The sequence below is a fragment of the Burkholderia sp. BCC1208 genome, from assembly GCF_902833095.1.
GTDB lineage: Bacteria > Pseudomonadota > Gammaproteobacteria > Burkholderiales > Burkholderiaceae > Burkholderia.
This window is the reverse complement of the sequence record NZ_CADFDY010000014.1, coordinates 137,334-161,346: the sequence shown is the minus strand read 5'-3', so window position 1 is coordinate 161,346 and position 24,013 is coordinate 137,334. Positions and strand designations below refer to the sequence as shown.

At 68.4% G+C, this 24,013-nt stretch carries 18 protein-coding genes, 1 tRNA gene and 2 riboswitches; of the genes, 14 read left to right on the top strand and 5 right to left on the bottom strand.

The window, feature by feature from the left end:
* The first annotated feature begins 15 nt into the window (after positions 1-15).
* Genes HWX09_RS31155 through HWX09_RS31130 form a run of 6 tightly spaced genes read left to right on the top strand, consistent with a single transcriptional unit; the run spans position 16 to position 8,145 of the window.
* A complete protein-coding gene (locus HWX09_RS31155; protein WP_014722216.1) occupies positions 16-801 on the top strand; it encodes a class I SAM-dependent methyltransferase in 786 nt (261 codons plus the stop codon).
* Positions 798-2,183 (top strand): FAD-binding oxidoreductase, encoded by a 1,386-nt coding sequence (locus HWX09_RS31150; RefSeq protein ID WP_027783212.1) that lies wholly within the window; start codon positions 798-800, stop codon positions 2,181-2,183. The genes HWX09_RS31155 and HWX09_RS31150 overlap by 4 nt, the downstream gene beginning before the upstream one ends.
* Positions 2,180-2,902, top strand: a complete 723-nt coding sequence (locus HWX09_RS31145) for a WbqC family protein (protein WP_027783211.1) — start codon at positions 2,180-2,182, stop codon at positions 2,900-2,902. The genes HWX09_RS31150 and HWX09_RS31145 overlap by 4 nt, the downstream gene beginning before the upstream one ends.
* A gap of 10 nt (positions 2,903-2,912) precedes the next feature.
* Positions 2,913-3,560 carry a class I SAM-dependent methyltransferase gene (locus HWX09_RS31140; protein ID WP_027783210.1) on the top strand — a complete coding sequence of 216 codons (648 nt, stop codon included), beginning with the start codon at positions 2,913-2,915 and terminating at the stop codon, positions 3,558-3,560.
* A gap of 56 nt (positions 3,561-3,616) precedes the next feature.
* Complete coding sequence (gene rffA, locus HWX09_RS31135; protein ID WP_027783209.1) at positions 3,617-4,774, top strand: dTDP-4-amino-4,6-dideoxygalactose transaminase; 1,158 nt, start codon at positions 3,617-3,619, stop codon at positions 4,772-4,774.
* A 2-nt stretch (positions 4,775-4,776) separates the two neighbouring features.
* Positions 4,777-8,145 (top strand): glycosyltransferase, encoded by a 3,369-nt coding sequence (locus HWX09_RS31130; protein ID WP_027783208.1) that lies wholly within the window; start codon positions 4,777-4,779, stop codon positions 8,143-8,145.
* Positions 8,146-8,215: 70 nt separating this feature from the next.
* Here HWX09_RS31130 and HWX09_RS31125 read toward each other — a convergent pair whose 3' ends face one another.
* Entirely contained in the window at positions 8,216-9,766 is a 1,551-nt protein-coding gene (locus tag HWX09_RS31125) for a TIGR04222 domain-containing membrane protein (protein ID WP_027783207.1), read from the bottom strand.
* Positions 9,767-9,955: 189 nt separating this feature from the next.
* Positions 9,956-10,031, bottom strand: a tRNA-Arg gene (locus HWX09_RS31120).
* 251 nt (positions 10,032-10,282) lie between these two features.
* Between HWX09_RS31120 and HWX09_RS31115 the strand changes: the two genes are divergently transcribed.
* Positions 10,283-11,170, top strand: a complete 888-nt coding sequence (locus HWX09_RS31115) for a c-type cytochrome (protein ID WP_027783206.1) — start codon at positions 10,283-10,285, stop codon at positions 11,168-11,170.
* A gap of 112 nt (positions 11,171-11,282) precedes the next feature.
* Here HWX09_RS31115 and HWX09_RS31110 read toward each other — a convergent pair whose 3' ends face one another.
* Entirely contained in the window at positions 11,283-13,370 is a 2,088-nt protein-coding gene (locus tag HWX09_RS31110; RefSeq protein WP_027783205.1) for a UvrD-helicase domain-containing protein, read from the bottom strand.
* Between the two features lie 531 nt (positions 13,371-13,901).
* Between HWX09_RS31110 and HWX09_RS31105 the strand changes: the two genes are divergently transcribed.
* From HWX09_RS31105 to HWX09_RS31075, 7 genes are all read left to right on the top strand, one after another.
* Positions 13,902-14,954: an oxidoreductase gene (locus HWX09_RS31105; protein ID WP_027783204.1), complete on the top strand. Its 1,053-nt coding sequence runs from the start codon at positions 13,902-13,904 to the stop codon at positions 14,952-14,954.
* Positions 14,955-15,157: 203 nt separating this feature from the next.
* Positions 15,158-15,520: a hypothetical protein gene (locus HWX09_RS31100; protein ID WP_006485676.1), complete on the top strand. Its 363-nt coding sequence runs from the start codon at positions 15,158-15,160 to the stop codon at positions 15,518-15,520.
* Positions 15,521-15,633: 113 nt separating this feature from the next.
* Positions 15,634-15,735: riboswitch (glycine riboswitch) on the top strand.
* Positions 15,736-15,768: 33 nt separating this feature from the next.
* Positions 15,769-15,902: riboswitch (glycine riboswitch) on the top strand.
* 82 nt (positions 15,903-15,984) lie between these two features.
* Positions 15,985-17,103, top strand: a complete 1,119-nt coding sequence (gene gcvT, locus HWX09_RS31095; RefSeq protein WP_027783203.1) for a glycine cleavage system aminomethyltransferase GcvT — start codon at positions 15,985-15,987, stop codon at positions 17,101-17,103.
* A gap of 117 nt (positions 17,104-17,220) precedes the next feature.
* A complete protein-coding gene (gcvH, locus tag HWX09_RS31090; protein ID WP_027783202.1) occupies positions 17,221-17,601 on the top strand; it encodes a glycine cleavage system protein GcvH in 381 nt (126 codons plus the stop codon).
* Positions 17,602-17,655: 54 nt separating this feature from the next.
* The gene (gene gcvP / locus HWX09_RS31085; RefSeq protein WP_027783201.1) at positions 17,656-20,583 is read left to right on the top strand and encodes an aminomethyl-transferring glycine dehydrogenase; all 2,928 of its coding nucleotides are present in this window, start codon (positions 17,656-17,658) and stop codon (positions 20,581-20,583) included.
* A gap of 151 nt (positions 20,584-20,734) precedes the next feature.
* The gene (locus HWX09_RS31080; protein ID WP_027783200.1) at positions 20,735-21,874 is read left to right on the top strand and encodes an alginate lyase family protein; all 1,140 of its coding nucleotides are present in this window, start codon (positions 20,735-20,737) and stop codon (positions 21,872-21,874) included.
* A gap of 30 nt (positions 21,875-21,904) precedes the next feature.
* Positions 21,905-23,293, top strand: coding sequence for an L-serine ammonia-lyase (locus tag HWX09_RS31075; RefSeq protein WP_027783199.1), 1,389 nt, complete (start codon positions 21,905-21,907; stop codon positions 23,291-23,293).
* A gap of 67 nt (positions 23,294-23,360) precedes the next feature.
* Here HWX09_RS31075 and HWX09_RS31070 read toward each other — a convergent pair whose 3' ends face one another.
* Both HWX09_RS31070 and vapB read right to left on the bottom strand, forming a co-directional pair.
* A complete protein-coding gene (locus HWX09_RS31070) occupies positions 23,361-23,762 on the bottom strand; it encodes a type II toxin-antitoxin system VapC family toxin (protein WP_027783198.1) in 402 nt (133 codons plus the stop codon).
* Positions 23,762-23,998, bottom strand: a complete 237-nt coding sequence (gene vapB / locus HWX09_RS31065) for a type II toxin-antitoxin system VapB family antitoxin (protein ID WP_027783197.1) — start codon at positions 23,996-23,998, stop codon at positions 23,762-23,764. Before vapB ends, HWX09_RS31070 begins: the two co-directional genes overlap by 1 nt.
* Positions 23,999-24,013: the final 15 nt, after the last annotated feature.

Genomic DNA, 24,013 nt, shown 5'->3' with positions numbered 1-24,013 from the left:
CCTGGAGCCCTGTGTATGCACGAATCAGCGATCATCACCAACGCAGATGGCGATCAGCTCGCGGCGCGCCGCGAACTGTTCGACCTGATGCAGACCTACCCCGCGACGCGCGAGGAACTGGAACGGTCGCTCGGCCTGTTCGTGCGCGGCTCGCTCCTCGCACGCATTCTCGCGACCTTCGAGATTTATCAAAAAATCGTGCCGCTGCCGGGCGCGATCCTCGATCTCGGCACGTGGCGCGGGCAGACCGCCGTGCTGTGCGAGAACTTCCGCGCGATTCTCGAGCCGCTGAACTTCCAGCGTCGGATCCACGCATTCGATACGTTCACGGGCTACACGGGCTTCGCCGAGCACGACACGCGCGACCGCAAGCTGTTCTCCGACGGCACGTACTCGCTGTCCGGCGAGTACGCCGACCTGCTGCGCAAGCTGCTGAACCTGCACGAGCGCAGCAACGCGATGGGACACGTGCATGACAAGCACCACGTGTGGGAAGGCGACTGCCGCGACACGCTGGCGGCGTTCGACGAAGCGCATCCCGGCGAGATGGTCGCGCTCGCGTGGTTCGACCTGAACGTGATCGAGCCGACCCGGCACGCGTTCGACGCGGTGATGGAGCGGCTGGTGCCCGGCGGCGTCGTCGCGTTCTGGCAGCTCACCCGCGGCGGCCAGCTGCCCGCGGAAGGCGTCCATTACCTGCGCGACCTGCTCGGCAACCGTCCGCACCAGATCCACAAGGCTGCAGCCTATCCGTCGCTCTGCTACCTGTCATTCCCCGAAGGTGGGGGCACACGCAAATGAAAATCGCAATCCTCGGCAACGGCATTCTCGGCCTGATGACGGCCCGCGCATGGCAGCAGGCCGACGCGGGCGTCGAGCTCGTGATCGTCGGCCACGCGCACCGGCCCGGCTCGGCCACGCGCGCCGCGGCGGCGATGCTCAATTCGTTCACCGAGCTGGAAGGCGATTCGCTCGGCACGCCGATCGACCGCTTCAAGTTCGAGCTGAGCCGCGGCGCGACGGCGGCCTGGCCCGCCGTATTCGCTGAAATCTGCACGCCGGAGCGCGCGGTCGCGCACGGCTTCGGCACCTTCGTGCTGAACAACGCGGCGACCGACGCGCTCGACGACGAGAACTTCGCGGCCATGCAGCGGTTCTGCCGCGAATTCGAGGAGCCCTGCGAGGCGGTCGATCCGTCAGGGATCCCGAACTATCATCCGGACCCGCGCTATCGCGCGCTGAAGGCGGTCTTCCTGAAGCGCGAAGGCTGGGTCAATCCGAAACAGTTTCTCGACGCGCTGACCGCGTCGGTCGCGCAAGCCGGCAACGTGCGCTTCATCGACGCCGAGGTCGAGCGGCTCGACACCGCGGCCGGACGCGTCACCGGGGCGCGCCTGTCCGATGGCAGCGTGCTCGGCGCGGACCGCTTCATCCTCTGCAACGGCGCCAACGTGACGCGCGTGCTGCAGGCGAGCCTGCCCGAGCTGCCGGTGCAGCGGATGTTCTACGGCATCGGCATGTCGATCGAACTGCAGAGCACGGAGAACGTGCACACGCACTGCGTGCGCACGACCAACCGCGGCCTCGCGTGCGGTGTGTATTCGGCGCCGTACGGGCCCGACCGGACCCTCGTCGGCGCCAGCAACTACATCAGCCCGGTGCCGCACGAGCACGGCCACGCCGGCAGCGCGTACACGCTGCTCAAGTCCGCGATGGACCAGATCAACACCCGCTTCTCGCGCGCGAACCTAGTCAATGTCAACGTCGGCTGGCGACCGACGACGTCCGACCTGTATCCGCTGTTCGGCGAAACCAGCGTGCGCGACCTGTGGATTCTCGGTGGCACCAAGCGCGACGGTTTCCACCTGTCGCCGGTGCTGTGCCGCGATCTCGTCGCGGCGATGCGCGGCGAGCCGATCGATCCGCGCTACGCGGAACTCGCGCCCGAACGCCCGCTGATCCGCAACATGACGCGCGAGGCCGCGATCGCGAAGACGGTACGCCATCAGCTCAATGCCGCGTACCAGCACGACTTCGTGCCGGCGCGCAACCGCATGGTCGAACAGCTTCGGAACGCGATGCGCGCGGACCTGGAGGCGCTGCACGACAAGCTGGGCGCAACGGACTGGGGCATTCCGCCCGAGCTCGTCGACATGTACCGGTACGGCCACATTCCGGCATGAGCGGTGCGACCATGAACCGCGACGCGAAGCGGGTAGCGATCGTCCAGTCCAACTACATTCCGTGGAAGGGCTACTTCGACCTGATCGCCGCCAGCGACGAGTTCATCCTCTACGATGACGCGCAGTACACGCGCCGCGACTGGCGCAACCGCAACCAGATCAAGACGCCGCAGGGCGTGCAATGGCTGAGCGTGCCGGTAAAGGTGAAGGGCAAGTATCACCAGTCGATCCGCGAAACCGAGATCGACGGCGCCGACTGGGCGCCGCTGCACTGGAAGGCCCTGCAGCAGAACTACGCGCGCGCGCCGCACTTCGCGCGCTATGCGGACGAGCTCGAAGCGCTCTACACCGGTCGCACCTACGGGATGCTGAGCGAGCTGAATTTCGCGATGCTGACGTGGGTCCTGCGGCAACTGGAGATCGGCACGCGCGTGTCGTCGACGTCGGACTATGCGCTGCACGGCGACCGCACCGAGAAGCTGCTGAACCTGTGCGTGCAGGCGAGCGCGTCCGAGTACCTGTCCGGCCCGGCCGCGCGCAGCTACCTCGACGAGAGCCTGTTCGCCGATGCCGGCGTCGCGGTGCGCTGGTTCGACTATCCGAGCTATCCCGAGTATCCGCAGCAGTGGGGCGACTTCGTCCACGGCGTGACGGTGCTCGACGTGCTGTTCAACTGCGGTCCCGACGCGCGTCGGTACGCGCTGACCTCGAAAGACTGAGGCGATGTCCATGAGCGAATCCCGGCATGCGAGCCTGCTGGAAGAAGTGGCCGCGTACTACAGCGCGCGGCTGGCGGAGCACGGCGCGACCGCGCGCGGCGTCGACTGGAACGGCGAAACGAGCCAGTTCCTGCGCTTCGAACAACTGACGAAGATCCTGCCCGAGTCCGGCGGCCACTCGATGAACGACATCGGCTGCGGCTACGGCGCGCTGGTCGATTTCCTGAAGGCGCGTGCGCTGCCGGACGGCTTCGCGTATGCGGGCTACGACATCTCGTCCGATATGGTCGACGCCGCGCGGCAGCGCTATCGCGAAGACGCGAACGTCGCATTTCATGTCGGCGCGGTGCCGCAGGCCGCGTCGGACTACGGGATCGCATCCGGCATCTTCAACGTCAGGCGCGGTCACGGCGACGACGCATGGCTCGACTACATCCACGCGACGCTCGACACGCTGCACGCGACGAGCCGACTGGGCTTCGCGTTCAACTGCCTGACGTCGTATTCCGATCCGCCGTTCATGCGCCCGGACCTCCTGTACTACGCGGACCCGTGCGCGCTGTTCGATCGCTGCAAGCGCCGCTATTCGCGTCACGTCGCGCTGCTGCACGACTACGGCCTGTACGAGTTCACGATTCTCGTCCGCAAGGACATCTGAGCGGCGCCGCGCGCAAGCCGCGCGGCCGAACGTCCCCCTTACTGCGGAGCCTGACCATGTTCGGCCCACCCAATCTCGACGTCATTCCGTTCGGCCGCCCGTTCGTGGTCGGCAAGGAGCTCTACTACATCGCGAAAGCGGTCGAGCAGGGCGGCCTCGCCGGCGACCAGGCGTTCACGAAGCTCTGCCACCGCTGGCTGGAAGCGCGCATCGGCTGCCAGCGCGCGCTGCTCACGCACTCGTGCACGGCCGCGCTCGAGATGGCCGCGATCCTCGCCGACGTGCAGCCCGGCGACGAAGTGATCATGCCGTCCTACACGTTCGTGTCGACCGCCAACGCGTTCGTGCTGCGCGGCGCGACGCCGGTGTTCGTCGACATCCGCCGCGACACGCTGAACCTTGACGAGACGCAGATCGCCGCCGCGATCACCCAGCGCACGCGCGCGATCGTGCCGGTGCACTACGCGGGCGTCGCATGCGACATGGACGCGATCGGGCAGCTCGCGGCGGACCACGACCTGTGGGTGATCGAGGACGCCGCTCAGGCGCTGCAGTCGTCGTGGAACGGCAAGCCGCTCGGCAGTCTCGGCCACCTCGCGTGCCTCAGCTTCCACGAGACCAAGAACGTGATCTCGGGCGAAGGCGGCGCGCTGCTGGTCAACGACCCGCGCCTCGTCGAGCGCGCGGAGATCATCCGCGAGAAGGGCACCAACCGCAGTCAGTTCTTCCGCGGGCAGGTGGACAAGTACACATGGGTCGACGTCGGTTCGTCGTTCCTGCCGGGCGAGTTGATCGCGGCGTTCCTGTACGCGCAGTTCGAGCACGCGGACGTGATCACCGCGCAGCGGCGCGCGACCGTGCAGCGCTACCAGGACGCACTGCAGCCGCTGCGCGCGGACGGGCTGATCGAGCTGCCCGCGATTTCGCTCGCCGAGCGCGGCAACGGCCACATGTTCTATTTCCTCGCACGCGACCTCGCCGAACGCACCGAGCTGCTGCAGCAGATCCGCGCGGTGGGCGTGAACGCGGTGTTCCACTACGTGCCGCTGCACAGTTCGCCGGCCGGCCAGCGCTATGGGCGCTGCGGGTCCGGCATGGCGGTGACGGACCTCGTCGCCGACCGGCTCGTCCGGCTGCCGCTTTACCACGACATGACCGAAGCCGAACAGGATCGCATCCTCGACGTGGTCTTCGATTTCTACCGCACCCGATAACGATGACGACTCCCAAACCTGGCCTGGCGCACGGCGGTTCGCGCATCTTTACGCGACTCGGCCACCCGTACTACATCCTCGCGCCGAATTTCCGGCAAACCTCCGGCGGGATCCGCGCGATGCACTACCTGTGCCACGTGCTGAATCTGCTCGGCCACGAAGCGTACGTCTGCACGCCGATCGTGCATCCTGACCTGCGCACGCCGCCGCTGACCAACGACATCGTGCAGGCGCACGCCCGCGCGAATCGCAGCCCGATCGTCGTCTACCCTGATGTCGTCACCGGCAATCCGTTCAACGCGCGCTGCGTCGTGCGCTACCTGCTGGCCGAGCCCGGTCGCATCAACGGCGAACCGATCGCCCTGCAGCCGAACGACCTCATCTTCACGTTCGGGCCGTCGCTGGTGCCCGAAGAATGGAAGGCGGACCTGCTGCGCATACCGCTGGTCGACACGCGCATCTTCAACAGCGACGGTGTCGACAACGCCCGCCGCAACGGCACGGCCGTCTTCATCAATCGCCACCTGCGGCGCGGCGGCACGCTGCATCCGGTCACCGCCGAGTCGATCGAAATCTCGACCCGCGTGCCGGAACGTTCGGCGCACGAACTCGCGGCGCTGTTCCGACAGGTCGAGTGCGTGTACATGTACGAATGGTCCACCGCCGTGTTCGAAGCGCTGCTGTGCGGATGCCCGGTCGTGTGCATCATGAATGACGCGTCGCTGTCGGAGCCGACCCGGTGGGTGATGGACGGCAAGGGCATCGCGTGGGGGCTCGACGAACACGAGATCGCGCACGCGAAGGCCACCGTTCACGAAGCGCGCGGCGTCTACCTGAAGGAAGAGGACGCGTTCTGGCAGCAGTTGCAGAACTTCGTCGAGCGGACCCAGGCACACGCGGACAAGCTGGATGCGCAGGCCGTCGCGACGGGCGCCGCCGCCCAGGGGCAGCCGGCGTCCGCGCCGTGCTCGTGCATCGCGGTCGTCACCGCCGGACCGGCCGACCACGCGCGCACCAGCCTGCGCTTCGCGCAGCCGTTCGCGCGGCTGGACCGCGAATGGGCACTGACTTTCCCTGTCACGCCAGCCGGCATCGATCCCGAGGCGCTGCAGCGCGCCGACCTGATCGTGCTGCAGGGCGACACGCCGGGCCTGCTGTCCCCCGCCACGCTGGAACACCTGTTCTCGCTCGGCAAGCCGGTCGTCCTCGAGATCGACGCGCCGCTCGACACGCTGCTCGCCGACATCCCCGGCGCGGCCGACAACGCGCGCCGCAAGGCGGGCATCCGCAGCGCCGTGCAGCGCGCGCATGCGCTCGTCGTGTCGTCGGAAGCGCTGGCGCGGCAGTACCGTCATGTCAACGCATCGGTCCACGTGCTGCCGACCGGCGTCGATCTCAAGCGTCTGCACCGCGCGGCGCCCGGCGTGCGCGACCGCGTGAACCTCGCCGTTTCCGGCGCCGGTCTCGACGGCGTGCGTCTCGAGCAGGTCCGCCAGGCGCTGGCCGAGCTCCGCCGCCGGTTTCCGGGGAAGCTCCGGGTGTCGTTCGTCGGCGCGGCGCTGCCGGCCGGCTGGGACCGCGAACCGGACGTCACGCTGATCGCCGAGCCTGCCCCTTACGACAGCTACGCCGACGCGCTGAAGCGCGCGGACCTCGACATCGCGCTGGTCGCGACGCCGGTCACGTTGCGCGACGATGCGCCGCCGCGCGCATGGCTCGAATGCTCGGCGGCCGGCGCGGCCACGGTGCTCGTCGCCACGCCGACGGAAGGTTGCCCGGTTGTTCACGGCCGCACGGGCTGGCTCGTCGCCGACACCGCCGACGCGTGGGTCGACGCGATCGCGCACCTGATCGAGCATCCGCAAACCCGCGCGCAACTCGCCGCGGCCGCGCAGGATGCGATCCGTGCGCAGCACGACATCGGCCGCAACGCCGCGCGCCACGGCGTGCTGTACACGCGGCTGCTCGCGGAGAACCGGACGCTGGCGCCTGTCGCCGCGACTGCGGACGCCGCACCGCGCCGCAAGCGCCTGATCGTGTATTCGATCGATCCGGACGCGTGCGCGTCATCGCGAATTCGCCTCACGCTGCCGTTCGGTCTGCTGAACGACGAATGGGAACTCGTCCCGGGCATCCGGGACGGCCAGATCGACAGCAGCGTGCTGGCCACGGCCGACGCCATCCTGCTGCACCGGCTGACGCCCGGCATCCTGACGGGCAACGACCTGTATACGATCTTCAAGCATGAAAAGCCGGTGATCTACGAGACCGACGACCTGCTGACCGACCTGCCGGCCGCGCACCCGCTCGCCGCGCAAGGCGGGATGGCCCGCGCGGGGATCGAGCTCGTGCTGCGCAACGCGGACGCCGTGATCGTATCCACGCCGTTCATCGCCAGCCGCTACCGGCTGTCGCACCCGCGCGTTCACGTGCTGCCCGACAGCGTGGACTTCGACCGGTTCTACCGCCCCGTGACGGCGCGCGGCGACGACTGCGTGACGATCGGCATCGCCGGCGCGTCGCTGCGCGCCGACAACTTCGCGCTCGTCGACGCGGCGCTGCAGGCGGTCTGCGCGCGCCATCCCGGCAAGGTCAAGGTGAGTTTCGTCGGCGCGGACGTCCCGCCAGGCTGGGCCGGCCACCCGGACGCCGGGTGCGAGCCCGAGCTTCACGACTACGACGCGCACGCACGACGCCTGCCGGAACGGTGCTGGGACATCGCGCTGCTGCCGCTCGCCGACCACGACTACAACGCCGGCACGAGCACGATCCAGTGGCAGGAATACGCGGCGGCCGGCATCGCCTCGATCGTCAGCGACCGGCCAGCCTATCGCCTCGCGCTGCACGACGGCTGCGACGGCCTGCTGGTCCCGGACGAGCCGCAGGCGTGGGTCGACGCGCTCGACCGGCTGATCGCGAACCCGGCGCTGCGCCGCGGGCTCGCGCGCACGGCGCAGGCGAAGGTCCGCAAGCATCACGCGCTACAGCAGGCGCTGCCGCGCTATCGCCATGTGTATCAGCAGTGCATCGACAAAGGCGCTGCCGGCAACGCGCCCGGCCGGCCGGATGCGCCGATCCCCGGCGCGCTGATCCTGGACGCCGAGGGCGACCTCGACAAGGTCCGGCTGAGCCTGCAGGAAATCGCAAGGCGGCCGGAACAGGATCTGCTGGCGGTCGTGCTGACCACGTCGCAGGCGACGCTGCCCGAATGGACCGACAAGGTGCGCTACCTGCACGCGCCCGTGCACGAGTACACGGCCACCGTCGAGCAGCTCTGCGCCCTGCCGGCGTTCGACTGGACGCTGATCGTCGAGGCGGGCGACGGGCGTGCTGCGCAGGCACGAACGCCCGCCGATGCCGCAATCGCGTAGTTCGGCGCGCGCCGTGCCGCTTGCCTGACGCAGGCGGCCCGGCGCGCTATCCCGGCAGCGCGCCCTATGCTCAGTTGCTCGAACAGCCGCCGCAACTGCTTGAGCTGCATGAGCTCGATGAACTGCACGAACTCGAACTGCCGCCGGCGTCGGAGCCGGAGTCGGACGGACCGCTCGACCCGCCGGTGTTCACGGCGACGGGCGGCGGCGCCATCAGCACGCTCGAATGCGCGGCCCACACGGTGCCGGCGAGCGCGCCGGCGCCGAACAGCGCGGCCGTCCACAAGAGGCCGTCCGGCATCGCGCGGTCGCCCCGGCGTTCGTCGCGGTGCGCGGCGAGCGCCGCCTCGCCGCCGCGCGTCATGCCGCCGCGCCCGAAGCCGGGCAGGCGGCCGACCATGAAGTGGTACGCGACCATGAACGCCGTCATGAAAATCATCAGCAGCAGCACGGGCCGGCCGCGGGTCAGGCCGACCGCGAGCTTCGCCGTGCCCGCGCCGAACACGAGCAGCAGGATCGCGCGCGCGGCCATCCGCGTCGCCCGCATCTCGCCCGGCGCCCAGAGCCAGCCTTTGCGCTGCAACGCTGCGGCGCAGTCGGCTTCGCGCCACGCGAGACGCTGACCGAACGCGTGGCAGCTCGTCTCGCCACCAGGTTGCCTCTTCAGCCATTCCCAGTCGGCGCCATAAGCGCCTGCATGTCGCGGATCGTCGATCCGCACCCGCGCGCCGTGGACCTTGCTCATCCGCAGTTCGATCGCACCGGCATGCGCGAGCGACAGCATCGCGACCTGCGCCATCCGCGCGCCGCCGCCCGCGAGATACGCCGCTTCCTCCGCGCTCAGGTCGGGCGACGATTCGGGGGCACGCGTTCCCCACGCACGGTGGCGGTATTCGATCCACTGCAGGCCGGCGATCAGCAGCAGCGCGGCGATGCAGAGCGGCACGTAGAACAACCCGAGAAAGTCCGGCCCAGAGAAGTCCAGCACATTGAAATCGCTCGCGCTCGCGCAGGTCGCCGCGACGCTGATCGCCGCCGTTGGCCACGCGAACCTCGCGAAGCGCCGCCAGCGTCGCGTGCGCGCGGCGGGCGCGCTCGAAGGGCCGTCGCGCAGTTCTGCGCGCTGCTGCACCGGGGCGTCGGCGGGCACGGCCGGCTCGGCCGCGGGGCGCGGCCATATCGCTTCGGGCGGTTCGCAGCCCAACAGCCGGCGGTAGCTGTCGAGCGTCTGCCGATAGTGCCACGCGTACTGCGCGGCCTCGTCGGGCGCGCCCGCGCCCGGCACGTGATGCAGCGGCGCGCGCAGCACGTCGGCACAGAACACGTCCCAGTATTCGCGCGTGTATTGCAGGTGCAGGTGCCACGCGGCATCGACCGCGACCGACGGCGTGACCGGATGGCCGGCTACCTGCGCGAGAAACGCGAAGCGCTTGTATTCGTCGATCACGGCCAGCGCGTGCGCATGCGACCAGCCTTCGGCTTCGGCAACGCGGCGGCTGTATGGCAGCGGCGCGTGCAGATCGTCGGGAGAATAGGTGTTCAGACGCGCGAGCAGCGCCTGCTGCGCATCGGTCAGCGCGCAGCCAGCGACTTCGGTCGAGGTGGACGGAATGGCAGCCATCGGAGTCGGCGCGATGCGCGGACGGCCGCCGCGATCGACGCTTTGAGTTGTCGTTGCGGGCGATTCTCGCACAATGGAAAGGTGGGGGAATACCGGGGGAAATGACGGCGCGATACCGTGCGGTGATGTTACGCCTGGACGACTTCAGGAAAACGGATCGGGAAAATCGACGCCTGGAATCAGGCTATTTGGCGCGCCCGGCTGGGATCGAACCAGCAACCCCTGCCTTCGGAGGGCAGTACTCTATCCATTGAGCTACGGGCGCGTGAGACAGTGAAGCGACCCCATATACAGGCCGCCCACGATTGGCAAGACGGCAAGGATACCCGGTTTCCCATGACGCGTCCACCTTGCCCGCCGAATCGCCGCCGGGCGAGCCTGCGTGCGGGTAAACACGCGCCATCGCACCGCTCGCCGTGATGTAAACGTTCCGTCTATAATCGTCCGTGCTTCATTGGACTGCCATTTTGCCGTTGCACCGCGCTCACAATTCCTATTCATGGAGACGAGGCAAGCATGAGCGAAGCACCCCACGAATCTCCCGTCAAAACCCCCGGGCAGCTGATTGCCGTCATCATCGCGTCGTTCGCGATTCCGATTGTCCTGATCGTCCTGTTCGCCAATTACGCGAACCATGCGTTCCGTTCCGGCGCCGGCACGGACGCGCTATCCGACGAGCAGGTCGCCGCGCGTATCGCCCCGCTCGCGAAGGTCGACGTGAAGGACGCCAACGCGCCCCACACGTACAAGACCGGCGAGGAAGTCTACAAGGCCGTCTGCGTGACCTGCCACGGCACCGGCGCCGCCGGCGCGCCGAAGTTCGGCAACAAGGACGACTGGGCGCCGCGCATCTCGCAAGGCTTCGACACGCTGCTGAAGACGGCCCTCGCGGGCAAGGGCGCGATGCCGGCGCGCGGCGGCACGAGCCCCGACGACGTCAGCGACTATGAAATCGCCCGCGCGATCGTCTACATGGCGAACAACGACGGCGCGAATTTCCCCGAACCGGCCGCGCCGGCCGCCAACGCGGCGCAGCCCGTCAGCGGCGCACCCGCGTCGGGGGCCGACGCGTCGAACGCGCAGGCCGCCGCCGCCATGGCTGCGATCGCCGCGATCCCGAAGGCCGGCGAAAAGCCCGCGGCCGCCCCGGCCGGCGCCGATGCGGCAACGGCCGGCAAGGCGCTGTACACGTCGACCTGCCAGGCCTGCCACGCGGCCGGCGTGCTCGGCGCGCCGAAGTTCGGCAGCAAGGAAGACTGGGCGCCGCGCCTGAAGGATTCGATGGATACGGTCTACAACTACGCGCTGCACGGCAAGGGCGCGATGCCGCCGAAGGGCGGGTCGAGCGCGTCGGATGCCGACGTGAAGGCGGCCGTCGACTACATGGTCAACGCGGCGAAGTAACGCGCCCACCCGGCCATCCGTAAAAAACCCCCGCGACGCACGCGCATCGCGGGGGTTTCGTTTTCGTGTTGCCGGTTCGTCGCGCCGTCGTGCTCGCGGCGGCGCCGCCGCGTCACTTTTGCAGCAACGCCTTCAGGCTCGCGAGCCGGTCCTTCGGCGACATCGGCGCCTCTTCCGGCGTCGGCGGCGGCGCGTCGTCGAGCCCCATCTCCGGAATGAACCGCGACGGTTCGCACACGACCGTCTCCCGCGCCCGCTTGCGCTTCTTGCACCAGTTCAGGTGCAGGCTGCGCTGCGCGCGGGTGATCGCGACATACATCAGCCGTCGCTCCTCCTCGATCCGCTCGTTGTCGATCGGGCCGTCGTCCTCGCTGCCGCCGCGGTGCGGCATGATGCCTTCCTCGACGCCGACCAGGAACACGTGCGGATACTCGAGCCCCTTCGACGCATGGACGGTCGACAGCCGCACGGCGTCCGGATCCTCGTCCTTGCCCTCGAGCATCGACATCAGCGCGACGGTCTGAATCAGGCCGAGCAGGTTCTTGCCCGTATCGGCGAGCCCGTCCGCGTTGTGGAAGCCTTCGGCCTCGCCGTCGACGGCCTCTTTCTCGGGCTTCGTGCCCTTGCGCTTCAGCCATTCGAGGAATTCGAGCACGTTCTGCCACTTCGACTGCGCCTGCCGCTCGTCGAACGCGTCGTACAGGTACGCCTCGTAGTGGATCGCCTCCATCATGTCGTCGAGCACGACGGTCGCGGGTTCCTTGTCCGCGCGCTCGGTCAGGCGCTGGATGAAGTCGCAGAACATTCGCAGCGGCTCGACCTGGCGCGCCGACAGCCGCGCCTCGATCCCGCCCATGTATACGGCCTCGAACAGCGACACCTTCGCCTGCCCCGCGAACGAGCCGAGCGCCTCGAGCGTCGTGTTGCCGATGCCGCGGCGCGGCGTCGTGACCGCGCGGATGAACGCGGGATCGTCGTCGGCGTTCGCGATCAGCCGCAGGTACGCGCACAGATCCTTGATCTCGGCCTTGTCGAAGAACGACTGGCCGCCCGACAGCACGTACGGAATCCGCTCGCGCCGCAGCACCTGCTCGAAAATCCGCGCCTGGAAGTTGCCGCGGTACAGGATCGCGTAGTCGCGGAACTGCGCGCGCCGCTCGAACTTGTGCGCGGACAGCCGGAACACGACCGATTCGGCCTCGTGTTCCTCGTCGTTGCACGGCGTGACGGTGATCGAATCGCCCATCCCGTGCTCGGACCACAGCTTCTTCTCGAACAGCTTCGGGTTGTTCGCGATCACGTTGTTGGCGGCGGTCAGGATCCGCACCGTCGACCGGTAGTTCTGCTCGAGCTTGATCACGTGCAGCTTCGGGAAATCCTTGCCGAGCTGCGCGAGGTTCTCCAGCGTCGCGCCGCGCCAGCCGTAGATCGCCTGGTCGTCGTCGCCGACCGCCGTAAACGCGGCGCGCGGGCCCGCGAGCTGCTTCAGCAGCTCGTACTGGCACGCATTGGTGTCCTGGTACTCGTCGATCAGCAGGTAGCGCAGCTTGTTCTGCCAGCGGTCGCGTACCTGCTCGTTCTTCGCGAACAGCTCGGCGGGCAGGCGGATCAGGTCGTCGAAGTCGACCGCCTGGTACGCGTGCAGCGTCGCCACGTAGTTGCGGTAGACCAGCGCCGCCTGGTGTTCATCCTCGTTGGCCGCGATCGCCATCGCCTCGTCGGGCATGATCAGGCCGTTCTTCCACAGCGAGATGATGCTCTGGACCTTGCGGATCAGCCCCTTGTCGGTCGTGCCGAGCTGCTCCTGGATCATCCCGAAGCAGTCGTCCGAATCCATGATCGAGAACTGCGGCTTCAGGCCGACGTGCTCGGCCTCCTGCCGCAGGATCTGCACGCCGAGCGAATGGAACGTGCAGACGGTGAGCTGGTTGACGGGCACCTTGCGGCCTTCCTTGCCGGGCGTGGTGAGCGTCTTGCCTTCCAGCAGCTTCGACACGCGCTCGCGCATTTCGGCGGCGGCCTTGTTCGTGAACGTGACGGCGGCGATATGGCGCGGCTCGAAGCCTTTTGCTTCGATCAGATGCGCGATCTTCTGCGTGATCACGCGGGTCTTGCCGCTGCCCGCGCCGGCGAGCACGAGGCAGGGACCGTCGAGGTAGCGCACCGCTTCATTCTGAGCGGGATTGAGGCCTGCGGACATGATGGCGGATGGTGTTGCGGTTGACGGCGGAACGCCGGGAGGATGCCGTGCGCGGCAAGCTGGCGAAGCAGACGGACACGCGGGCAGGACGCGCATGTTAACACGTCGGCGGCGTGTATTTCGGGCACGCCGCCGGACCGGGGCGCGCAGGCTTGCCGGGCGGGCGCCCCCTGTCCGTTCGCCGTAGTCGTGCCTGTCCGTTCGGCCAATCCGGTCCCTTCCGCGCTGCGATCGGACACAATACGTACTCCCCGGCGCCACTGAACCGTCACCGGATCGATCTCATGGGATACCCGCTCGCCACCGCCGCCCTCGGCCCGCCGCTGTTCGTGCAGGGCGCTACGTGCGCCGCGTCATGCCGCGGCTGCCGTCCCCCGCAAAATGCCGGCATTCCTTGCGCAAACGCCGCATCGCTTCGTGCGTTTCGCCCGACGCGTCTGTGCAAGCGGCGGCGCCATGCCAAAATAGCCGGTCGTCTTCGTGCCGTTTCGGCGCGCCATCCTTTAGTTTCCTTCGCAGCCAGGAATTGCCATGTCGTCATTGCTCAGGATTGGTTTGATGGGTTTCGGTTTCGCCGGCGCGACCTTCCACGCGCCCGTGATCGCCACGAGCGGCCGCACTGAAGTCGCCGCGATCGCGACGAGTCAGTCCGATCGCGCGCACGCCGCATATCCGGGTGCGCGCATCGTCGCCGACCTCGACACGCTGCTCGGCCTCGACGATATCGAATGCGTGGTAATCGCCACGCCGAACGACACGCATTTCACGCTCGCGCGCCAGGTGCTCGAAGCCGGCCGCCACGTGGTCGTCGACAAGCCCGTCACGCTCACCGCCGACGAGGCGCTCGCGCTCGCGCGGCTCGCGAACGCGCGCAGCCGGCTGTTCGCGCCGTTCCACAACCGCCGCTGGGACGGCGATTTCCTCACCGTGCGCCGGATCGTCGAATCGGGCGAGCTCGGCCGCCTCACCTGCTTCGCGTCGCACTTCGACCGCTTCCGGCCGACGCCGCGCACGCGCTGGCGCGAGGAGCCGGCCCGCGGCGGCGGCCTGCTGCTCGACCTCGGTCCGCACCTGATCGATCAGGCGCTCGCGCTGTTCGGCACGCCGGAAACTGTGAGCGCCACCGTCAAGACGCGCCGCGACAACGGCACGGCGCCCGATTTCGTGCACCTGCTGCTCGGCTATCCGGACAAGGACGTCGCGCTGCATGCGAGCGCGCTGTCGGCGATCGAGCCCGCGCGCTTCACGTTGCACGGCACGCGCGGCAGCTACCAGAAATTCGGGCTCGACACGCAGGAAGACCAGCTCAAGGCCGGCCTCACCGCGGACGACGTCGAATTCGGCGGCGGCAATCCGCCCGGCCTGCTGCGCGTGCTCGACGGCGACGTCGAGGTCGAACGTCCGGTGCCGACGCTCGACGGCCAGTACGCGGAGTTCTACCGCGCGCTCGCCGCGTCGATCCGCGACGGCGCGCCGTTCCCCATCACCGCGCAGGACGCGGTCGACGTGATGACGATCATCGAGCTCGCCGCGCAGAGCGAGCACGACGGCCGCCGAGTGCCGTTCGTGCGCCGCATCGTCTAATGGTTGCCGCCGGCCGGGTCGGCGCCGCGCCGGCCGCCAACCCGCGCCACGTGCGGCGGCGGCGCAGCGTCTGCCGGCCGCCGCCCCGCCGGCACGGCCGCCAACATTCCGTTACAAATGGTGCGGGAACGAAAGTCAGCGCTCATCCGGTCTGACGCGTTTCTCAAAAAGTCGATCCGACACCCATCCGTCAGGAGAATTCGATGCAACGGTTGATTCGCGCAGCGGCATGCTGCGTCCTGGTTTCCTCGCTCGCGGCCTGTATCGTGCAGCCGCAGCGGCCGGCCCGGCAGGCGCCGCCGCCCCGGCCGAATCCGCAGGTCGTGGCGAATGACCGCATGCAGGAGGTCCAGGGCCGGATCGACAACCTGCACCGCCGGATCGACGCGCGCGTGAACGGTGGCTACTATCCGCCGCCGTATGGTGCGCAGCTGCACCACCGCCTCGACGTGATCCGCCAGGAAGCGAACGACATGTCGGCCCAGCACAACGGCGGCCTGTCCGGCGACGAGCAGCGGGTGCTGAACCAGGAACTCGACACGGCCGCACGCGCGATCGGCGAGTAACGCGCCTGCGCCTGCCGGAGCGGATGAAGCGGCGGCGCCGGTTGCCGCCGCTTGTCGCGAAGCGACATTCTTTTGCCCAAATTGACAATGCCCACCCGCTCGCGTACAGTCGCCCGCACGCGTCGGGAGAGCGTGTGACCGGGTGTTCCGACACCGGTTGCGCCGCCGAAGGGGCACACCCGCAAACTCTCAGGCAAAAGGACCGACCGCGTCGGGGATCGCGTCCGCGCAGTGCGCGGGCAATACTCTCCCCGCACTCTGGAGAGCGGCAGTAGCCCGCAGCGCATCGGCTGCGCGGGCAAGCTGCCCACCGAAGGGGCGCGCGTTCGCCGGGCTTCGCCCGCAGCGCAATCTCTCAGGTATCGAGGACAGAGGGGCATGTACCGGATCGCTCGAGGCCATCGGCCGCGGCGGTCGGCACATGGCCGTTCTGATCCGCGCGCAAGCGCTTGCCTGAGGCCTCGATGACTGCACTGAATCACACCCCGCTCAACGCCGCGCACCGCGCGCTCAATGCCCGCATGGTCGACTTCGGCGGCTGGGACATGCCCGTCAACTACGGCTCGCAGATCGAAGAACACGCCGCCGTGCGCACCGACGCCGGCATGTTCGACGTGTCGCACATGTGCGTGGTCGATTTCACCGGCACCCGCGTGCGCGCGTTCTTCGAACATGCGATCGCGAACCACGTCGGCAAGCTCAAGACGCCCGGCAAGGCGCTCTACTCGTGCCTGCTCAACCCGCAGGGCGGCGTCATCGACGATCTGATCGTCTATTACTTCACCGAAGAATTCTTCCGCGTGGTCGTCAACGCCGGTACCGCCGAGAAAGACATCGCGTGGTTCAACCAGCTGAACGAGCAAGGCGGCTACGGCCTGACCATTGCACCGCGCCGCGATTTCGCGATCGTCGCCGTCCAGGGTCCGAACGCCCGCGAAAAGGTCTGGGCGACGGTGCCGTCCGCACGCGCCGCCACCAGCGAGCTCAAGCCGTTCAACGCCGCGCAGGTCGCCGCCACGCCGTTCGGCGATCTCACGGTCGCGCGCACCGGCTATACCGGCGAAGACGGCTTCGAAGTGATCGTCCCGGCCGTGCACGTCGAGGCGCTGTGGAATGCCCTGCGGCAAAACGGCGTGCGTCCGTGCGGGCTCGGCGCGCGCGACACGCTGCGCCTCGAAGCCGGCATGAACCTGTACGGCCAGGACATGGACGACACCGTCTCCCCGCTCGACGCGGGCCTCGCATGGACGGTCGACCTCACCGCGCCGCGCGACTTCGTCGGCCGCGCCGCACTGGAAGCCAACGGCACACGCGCCGCGTTCGTCGGCCTAATCCTGCAGAAGGAAAACGGCAAGGCGGGCGGCGTGCTTCGCGCACACCAGAAAGTCGTCACGCCGCACGGTGAAGGCGAGATCACGAGCGGCACGTTCTCGCCGTCGATGCAGGAATCGATCGCGTTCGCGCGCGTGCCGGCGGCCGTCCAGATCGGCGACACCGTTCAGGTGCAAATTCGCGACAAGAATCTTCCCGCGCGCGTGGTAAAACTGCCGTTCGTGCGCAACGGCAAGGTCCTCGCTGCGTAACGGCCGGGGGGCCTCCTCCCGGGAAGCCGGGAGATGGCGCCCGGCGCAAACCACATCCGGCACGCCCCGGCGGCGCGCCAGCAGAACGAATCACACCCTTTTATCCAGGAGCATCCGATGAGCAACGTCCCGGCCGATCTGAAATACACCGAAGAACATGAGTGGATCCGCACCGAGTCAGACGGCACGCTGACGGTCGGCATCACCGATCACGCGCAGAGCACGCTCGGCGACATCGTCTTCCTCGAACTGCCCGAAGTCGGCAAGTCGGTGAACGCGGGCGACGCGGTTGGCGTCGTCGAATCGGTGAAGGCGGCATCCGACATCTACTCGCCGGTGTCCGGCGAGATCGTCGCCGTCAACGAAGCAGCCGCCGATGCACCGGAAGGCGTGAACAGCGACGCGTACGGCGTGTGGCTCTTCAAGATCAAGCTCGCGTCCGGCGCATCGACCGACAAGCTGATCGACGCTGCCGCCTACACCAAGCTGATCGACTAACTTCCTTACCGAACCGCGCGGGGCAGCTACCCCGCGCGGGACCAGAGTCACGCCATGAAGCTCGAACACCCGGACCGCCTGATGAACCGCACGCCCCTCTCGCTCGCCGCGCTCGAAACGCACGACGCGTTCGCCGAACGCCACATCGGCCCCGACGCCGCCAGCCAGCAGGCCATGCTCGACACGCTCGGCTTCGCGTCGCGCGCCGCCCTGATCGACGCCGTGATCCCGGCCTCGATCCGCCGCGCCGAAACGCTGCCGCTCGGCCCGTTCGCGCAGCCGAAGAGCGAGGCCGAAGCCCTCGCCGCGCTGCGTGCGCTCGCGGACAAGAACCAGGTGTTCCGCTCGTATATCGGCCAGGGCTACCACGACACGCACACGCCGGCCGTGATCCTGCGCAACGTGCTCGAAAACCCGGCGTGGTACACGGCCTACACGCCGTACCAGCCCGAAATTTCCCAGGGCCGCCTCGAGGCGCTCCTGAACTTCCAGCAGATGGTGGCCGACCTCACGGGCCTCGCGATCTCGAATGCATCGCTGCTCGACGAAGCCACCGCCGCGGCCGAAGCGATGACGCTGCTGCAGCGCACCGGCAAGCCCGCGTCGAACGTGTTCTACGTGGCCGACGACGTGCTGCCGCAGACGCTCGAAGTGATCCGCACGCGCGCGCTGCCGGTCGGCATCGAGGTCAAGACGGGCCCGGCCGCCGATGCCGCGCAGGCAAACGCGTTCGGCGTGCTGCTGCAGTACCCGGGCGTGAACGGCGACGTGCGCGACTACCGCGCGCTCACCGAAGCGATCCACGCGGCCGGCGGCCACGTGGTCGTCGCGGCCGACCTGCTCGCGCTCACCGTGCTGACGCCGCCCGGCGAATGGGGCGCGGACGTCGCGATCGGCAACACGCAGCGCTTCGGCGTGCCGATGGGCTTCGGCGGCCCGCACGCCGCGTATCTCGCGGTGCGTGACGAATTCAAGCGCCAGATGCCGGGCCGCCTCGTCGGCGTAACGGTCGACGCGCAGGGCAAGCCCGCGCTGCGCCTCGCGCTGCAGACGCGCGAACAGCACATCCGCCGCGAGAAGGCGACGTCGAACGTGTGTACCGCACAGGCGCTCCTCGCGATCATGGCCAGCATGTACGCGGTCTACCACGGCCCGCACGGCCTGAAGACGATCGCGCTGCGCGTGAACCGCATCGCGGCGCTGTTGGCCGCCGGCGTGAAACAGCTCGGCTTCGCGACCGTCAACGACACGTTCTTCGACACGCTGACGATCGACACCGGCGCGCGCACCGCGCAGGTCCACGAATTCGCGAAGGGCAAGCGCATCAACCTGCGCCGCGTGAGCGACACGCAGGTCGGCGTATCGGTCGACGAAACGACGACGCGCGACGACCTCGCCGATCTTCTCGACGTGTTCGCGCAGGCCGCGGGCGGCACCGCGCCGGCCGTCGATGCGCTGGACGCGGGCCTTGCCGGCGTCGCCGCACTGCCGGCCGGCCTCGAGCGCACGAGCGCGTACCTGACGCACCACGTGTTCAACCGCCACCATTCCGAAACCGAAATGCTGCGCTACCTGCGCAGCCTGTCGGACAAGGATCTCGCGCTCGACCGCTCGATGATTCCGCTCGGCTCGTGCACGATGAAGCTGAACGCGACGTCGGAAATGCTGCCCGTCACGTGGCCCGAGTTCGGCGGCATCCACCCGTTCGCGCCGGCCGAGCAGACCGTCGGCTACCGCGAGATGATCGACCAGCTCGAACAGATGCTCGTCGCGGCCACCGGCTACGCGGCCGTGTCGCTGCAACCGAACGCGGGCTCGCAGGGCGAGTACGCGGGCCTCCTGATCATCCACGCGTACCACGCGTCGCGCGGCGAAGCCCATCGCGACGTGTGCCTGATCCCGGCATCCGCGCACGGCACGAACCCGGCGTCCGCGCACATGGCCGGCATGAAGGTCGTGGTCGTCGCGTGCGACGCGCAGGGCAACGTCGACATCGCCGATCTGAAGGCGAAGGCCGAGCAGCACTCGAAGAACCTTGCGGCGATCATGATCACGTATCCGTCGACGCACGGCGTGTTCGAGCAGAACGTCCGCGAGATCTGCGAGATCGTCCATGCGCACGGCGGCCAGGTGTACGTCGACGGCGCGAACATGAACGCGATGGTCGGCCTGACCGCGCCGGGACAGTTCGGCGGCGACGTGTCTCACCTGAACCTGCACAAGACCTTCTGCATCCCGCACGGCGGCGGCGGCCCGGGCGTCGGCCCGGTCGCGGTCGGCGCGCACCTCGCGAAGTTCCTGCCGAACCAGCGCTCGACCGGCTACGCACGCGCGGAAGACGGCATCGGCGCGGTGTCGGCCGCGCCGTACGGCTCGGCGTCGATCCTGCCGATCTCGTGGATGTACATCGCGATGATGGGCGCGAAGAACCTGACCGCCGCCACCGAAACCGCGATCCTCAACGCGAACTACATCGCGAAGCGCCTCGCGCCGCACTACCCGGTGCTGTATTCGGGCCCGGGCGGGCTGGTCGCGCACGAGTGCATTCTCGACCTGCGTCCGATCAAGGAATCGAGCGGCATCAGCGTCGACGACGTCGCGAAGCGCCTGATGGACTACGGCTTCCACGCGCCGACGATGAGCTTCCCGGTGCCGGGCACGCTGATGGTCGAGCCGACCGAGTCGGAATCGCAGGAAGAACTCGACCGCTTCATCGCCGCGATGATCGCGATCCGCGAGGAAATCCGCGCGGTCGAGGAAGGCCGCGCCGATCGCGAGGACAACCCGCTGCGTCACGCGCCGCACACCGCCGCCGTCGTCACCGCGAACGAATGGCCGCACGCGTACTCGCGCGAGCAGGCCGCGTACCCGGTCGCCTCGCTCGGCACGAACAAGTACTGGCCGCCGGTCGGCCGCGCGGACAACGCGTACGGCGACCGCAACCTGTTCTGCTCGTGCGTGCCGATGTCGGACTACGCATAACGCGCGTCAGGCCCGGAGCCGACCGATGGTGATCGCACCGCACGCAACGCCATGTTGCGTGCGGTTTTTGCTTTCGCCGCTCGAACCGGTGCGCGTTCGTCCGCCAATCCGGCTAACATCACACGCGATCCAGCCAATGAAGGAGTTCCGCATGGTGCGTCCGATGTTTCCGGGCCATGGTGCAACAGAGCGGCCGCGCACGCGCGCCGGCCGCTACGTGCCGATGCTCGTCGCGTCGCTGTCGCTGGCCGCCGCCGGCCTCGGCGTGTCCGGCCGTGCGCACGCAGCGATGAATTTCTGCGCGGCGCCGGCGCTGCAGGCGAGCGAGACGACGCAGGCCGAGCCGGGCGTGCAGGCGCTGATCCGCAGCGTCGACGCGCGCATCGGCGAGCAGCCGAAGGCGATGCCGCGCGTGCATACCGAGGGCACGCTGCCGCACGAAGGCATCTACGACCAGAGCGCCGCCGCGCTCAAGGACATGGACCTGATGCGCGACGCGGCGCTCGCGTGGCGCGTGACGAACGCGCCGCGCTACCTGCAACTCGTCGACCGCTTCCTGTCCGCGTGGGTCTCGACCTATCAGCCGAGCTTCAACCCGATCGACGAGACGCGCTTCGAGAGCCTGATCGTCGCGTACGACATGACCGCGAGCGCGCTGCCGGTGAAAACGCGCAACGCGACGGCCGCGTTCATCGCGAAGCTCGGCGCCGGCTATGTCGCGCAGGTCGACGCGCAGAAGCGTCCGCTCGCCGGCACCTGGCGCAACAACTGGCAGAGCCACCGGATCAAGCTGATCGCGCTGTCCGCGTTCACGCTCGGCGACCGCAAGATGATGAACGCCGCGCAGCGGCTGTTCGTCGAGCATCTCGCCGACAACATCGGCCCGGACGGCAAGACCTGGGATTTCGAGGAACGCGATGCGCTGCATTACGCGGTCTACGATTTGCAGCCGCTGGTGACGGCCGCGCTCGCCGCGCGCCGCTTCAACCGCAACTGGCTGCGCGAGCGCGGCGCGAACGGCGCGACGCTCGCGGCCGCGCTCGACTGGCTCGTGCCGTATGCGCTCGGCGAGAAAACGCACGAGGAATTCGTGAATTCGCCGGTGCCATTCGACGCGAAGCGCCGCGAGGCCGGCCTGCCGGGTTACACGGGGCAGTGGGACCCGAAAAACGCCACCGAACTCTTTCATCTGGCCGCGCGGCTCGACGGGCGCTACGCCCGCGTCGCGCAGCAGCTTTCCCCAACGCCGCCCGCATGGCTCGCCGCGTGCCTGCCATTGCAGGCGCGCTAGCCTCATTCTTATCGCAAGGCAGGTATCGAAATGGCAGTCAGCGTATTTGACCTCTTCAAGATCGGCATCGGTCCGTCCAGTTCGCACACGGTCGGACCGATGCGCGCGGCGCTGATGTTCGTCCAGGGCCTCGAGCGCGACGGGATGCTCGACGCGACGGCCCACGTGAAGGTCGAGCTGTACGGCTCGCTCGGCGCCACCGGCAAGGGCCACGGCACCGACCGCGGCGTGATGCTCGGCCTGCTCGGCGACGCGCCCGACACCGTGAATCCCGACACGATCGATGCGCGGCTCGAAGACGTCCGCAAGTCGAAGCAGCTCGCGCTGCTCGGCACGCATCCGGTGCCGTTCGTGCTGAAGGAGAACATCGCGTTCTACCGCCAGGCGCTGCCCGAACATCCGAACGGGATGAAGCTGCGCGCGTCCGACGCGAACGGCGCGGTGCTGGTCGAGCGCACTTACCTGTCGGTCGGCGGCGGCTTCGTCGTGACGGCCGGCGCGCCGAACACCAAGGTACTGAGCGCGGCCGAGCAGATGACGCACCCGTTTCGCACCGGCGCGGAGCTGCTCGCGCTGACCGCATCGACCGGCAAGTCGATCGCGCAGCTGATGTGGGAAAACGAGCGCGCATGGCACACCGAGGAGGAAACGCGCGACGGGCTGCTGAAGATCTGGGCCGTGATGCAGTCGTGCGTGTCGCGCGGCTGCGGGATCGGCAATCCCGATGCCGACGGCAACCTGCCCGGCCCGTTCCAGGTCAAGCGCCGCGCGCCGCAGCTGTACCGCACGCTGACGGGCAGCCCGGAGCGCGCGCTGCAGGATCCGCTGTCGATGATCGACTGGATCAACCTGTACGCGATCGCGGTCAATGAGGAAAACGCGGCCGGCGGCCGCGTCGTCACCGCGCCGACCAACGGCGCGGCCGGCATCATCCCGGCCGTGCTGCATTACTACACGCGCTTCACGCCCGGCGCGAACGAACAGGGTGTGATCGACTTCCTGCTGACGGCCGCCGCGATCGGCATTCTCTACAAGCTCAACGCGTCGATCTCGGGCGCGGAAGTCGGTTGCCAGGGCGAGGTCGGCGTCGCCTGCTCGATGGCGGCCGGCGCGCTCGCAGCCGTGCTCGGCGGCACGCCGCAGCAGGTCGAGAACGCGGCCGAGATCGGGATGGAACACAACCTCGGCCTGACCTGCGACCCGGTGGGCGGGATGGTGCAGATTCCGTGCATCGAGCGCAACGCGATGGCGTCGGTGAAGGCCGTCAACGCGGCGCGCATGGCGCTGCGCGGCGACGGCTCGCACTACGTGTCGCTCGACTCGGTGATCAAGACGATGCGCGAGACGGGCGCCGACATGAAGACGAAGTACAAGGAAACGTCGCGCGGCGGGCTCGCGGTGAATATCGTCGAGTGCTGATGCCGGCCCCGGCGGCGGCGCGGGGTGGATCGACACCCTGCCTTGCCGCCGGGCATGGCGCCCGATGCTAGTCGTTCAGCCAGTTCTCCAGTCGCAACCTCGGATAGCTGACGAAATCCCGCTCGTTGTTGGTGACGAGGACGACATCGAGCGACACCGCATGCGCGGCGATCAGTTTGTCGAGGTGATCCTTCTTCCGCTCGCGGGTGGCCTCGCGGACCGGACCGTACGCTTGCGCGGCCGCGGCGTCGAAAGGCGCGACGGGAATATCCTCGATCAACGCGGCGAGATTGCGGCGCTCACGGGCCGGGCTCGCACATGCGGTCACGCCGTACTCGAGCTCCGCATACGTGATCGCCGACATGACGACGTCGCCTGTGTAGCATTGCGCAAATCGTTTCGCGACCTGCTCCGGCTGATGCTTCATCAGATAAATGCACATGTTGGTGTCGAGCATGAAGCGCGGCATCACAAGCCCTCGCGTTCGGCCTGCTCGTGGTCGCCGCGCCCTTCGGCCATGAAGTCCGGCCCGAATTTCGCGAATTTCTCCAGTACGCGGGTCAAAGGCCGCCGCATCGGCCGAATGCGGATTTCGTCACCGACGCGCTCGATTTCCAGTTCGATATCGCTGCGTTCATAGGCCAGGTCGGCAGGAATTCGCACGGCCTGCGAGTTGCCGTTCCGGAATACCCTCGTAGTATGCATGTCGATCTCCGCTCG

Coding starts and splice junctions, on each gene's coding strand:
- HWX09_RS31100 (WP_006485676.1), top strand. CDS start 15,158: ATGCAACGGTTGATTCGCGCAGCGGCATGCTGCGTCCTGGTTTCCTCG.
- HWX09_RS31140 (WP_027783210.1), top strand. CDS start 2,913: ATGAGCGAATCCCGGCATGCGAGCCTGCTGGAAGAAGTGGCCGCGTAC.
- gcvP (WP_027783201.1), top strand. CDS start 17,656: ATGAAGCTCGAACACCCGGACCGCCTGATGAACCGCACGCCCCTCTCG.
- HWX09_RS31080 (WP_027783200.1), top strand. CDS start 20,735: ATGGTGCGTCCGATGTTTCCGGGCCATGGTGCAACAGAGCGGCCGCGC.
- HWX09_RS31115 (WP_027783206.1), top strand. CDS start 10,283: ATGAGCGAAGCACCCCACGAATCTCCCGTCAAAACCCCCGGGCAGCTG.
- HWX09_RS31125 (WP_027783207.1), bottom strand. CDS start 9,766: ATGGCTGCCATTCCGTCCACCTCGACCGAAGTCGCTGGCTGCGCGCTG.
- rffA (WP_027783209.1), top strand. CDS start 3,617: ATGTTCGGCCCACCCAATCTCGACGTCATTCCGTTCGGCCGCCCGTTC.
- gcvH (WP_027783202.1), top strand. CDS start 17,221: ATGAGCAACGTCCCGGCCGATCTGAAATACACCGAAGAACATGAGTGG.
- gcvT (WP_027783203.1), top strand. CDS start 15,985: ATGACTGCACTGAATCACACCCCGCTCAACGCCGCGCACCGCGCGCTC.
- HWX09_RS31070 (WP_027783198.1), bottom strand. CDS start 23,762: ATGCCGCGCTTCATGCTCGACACCAACATGTGCATTTATCTGATGAAG.
- HWX09_RS31130 (WP_027783208.1), top strand. CDS start 4,777: ATGACGACTCCCAAACCTGGCCTGGCGCACGGCGGTTCGCGCATCTTT.
- HWX09_RS31110 (WP_027783205.1), bottom strand. CDS start 13,370: ATGTCCGCAGGCCTCAATCCCGCTCAGAATGAAGCGGTGCGCTACCTC.
- HWX09_RS31105 (WP_027783204.1), top strand. CDS start 13,902: ATGTCGTCATTGCTCAGGATTGGTTTGATGGGTTTCGGTTTCGCCGGC.
- HWX09_RS31145 (WP_027783211.1), top strand. CDS start 2,180: ATGAGCGGTGCGACCATGAACCGCGACGCGAAGCGGGTAGCGATCGTC.
- vapB (WP_027783197.1), bottom strand. CDS start 23,998: ATGCATACTACGAGGGTATTCCGGAACGGCAACTCGCAGGCCGTGCGA.
- HWX09_RS31150 (WP_027783212.1), top strand. CDS start 798: ATGAAAATCGCAATCCTCGGCAACGGCATTCTCGGCCTGATGACGGCC.
- HWX09_RS31075 (WP_027783199.1), top strand. CDS start 21,905: ATGGCAGTCAGCGTATTTGACCTCTTCAAGATCGGCATCGGTCCGTCC.
- HWX09_RS31155 (WP_014722216.1), top strand. CDS start 16: ATGCACGAATCAGCGATCATCACCAACGCAGATGGCGATCAGCTCGCG.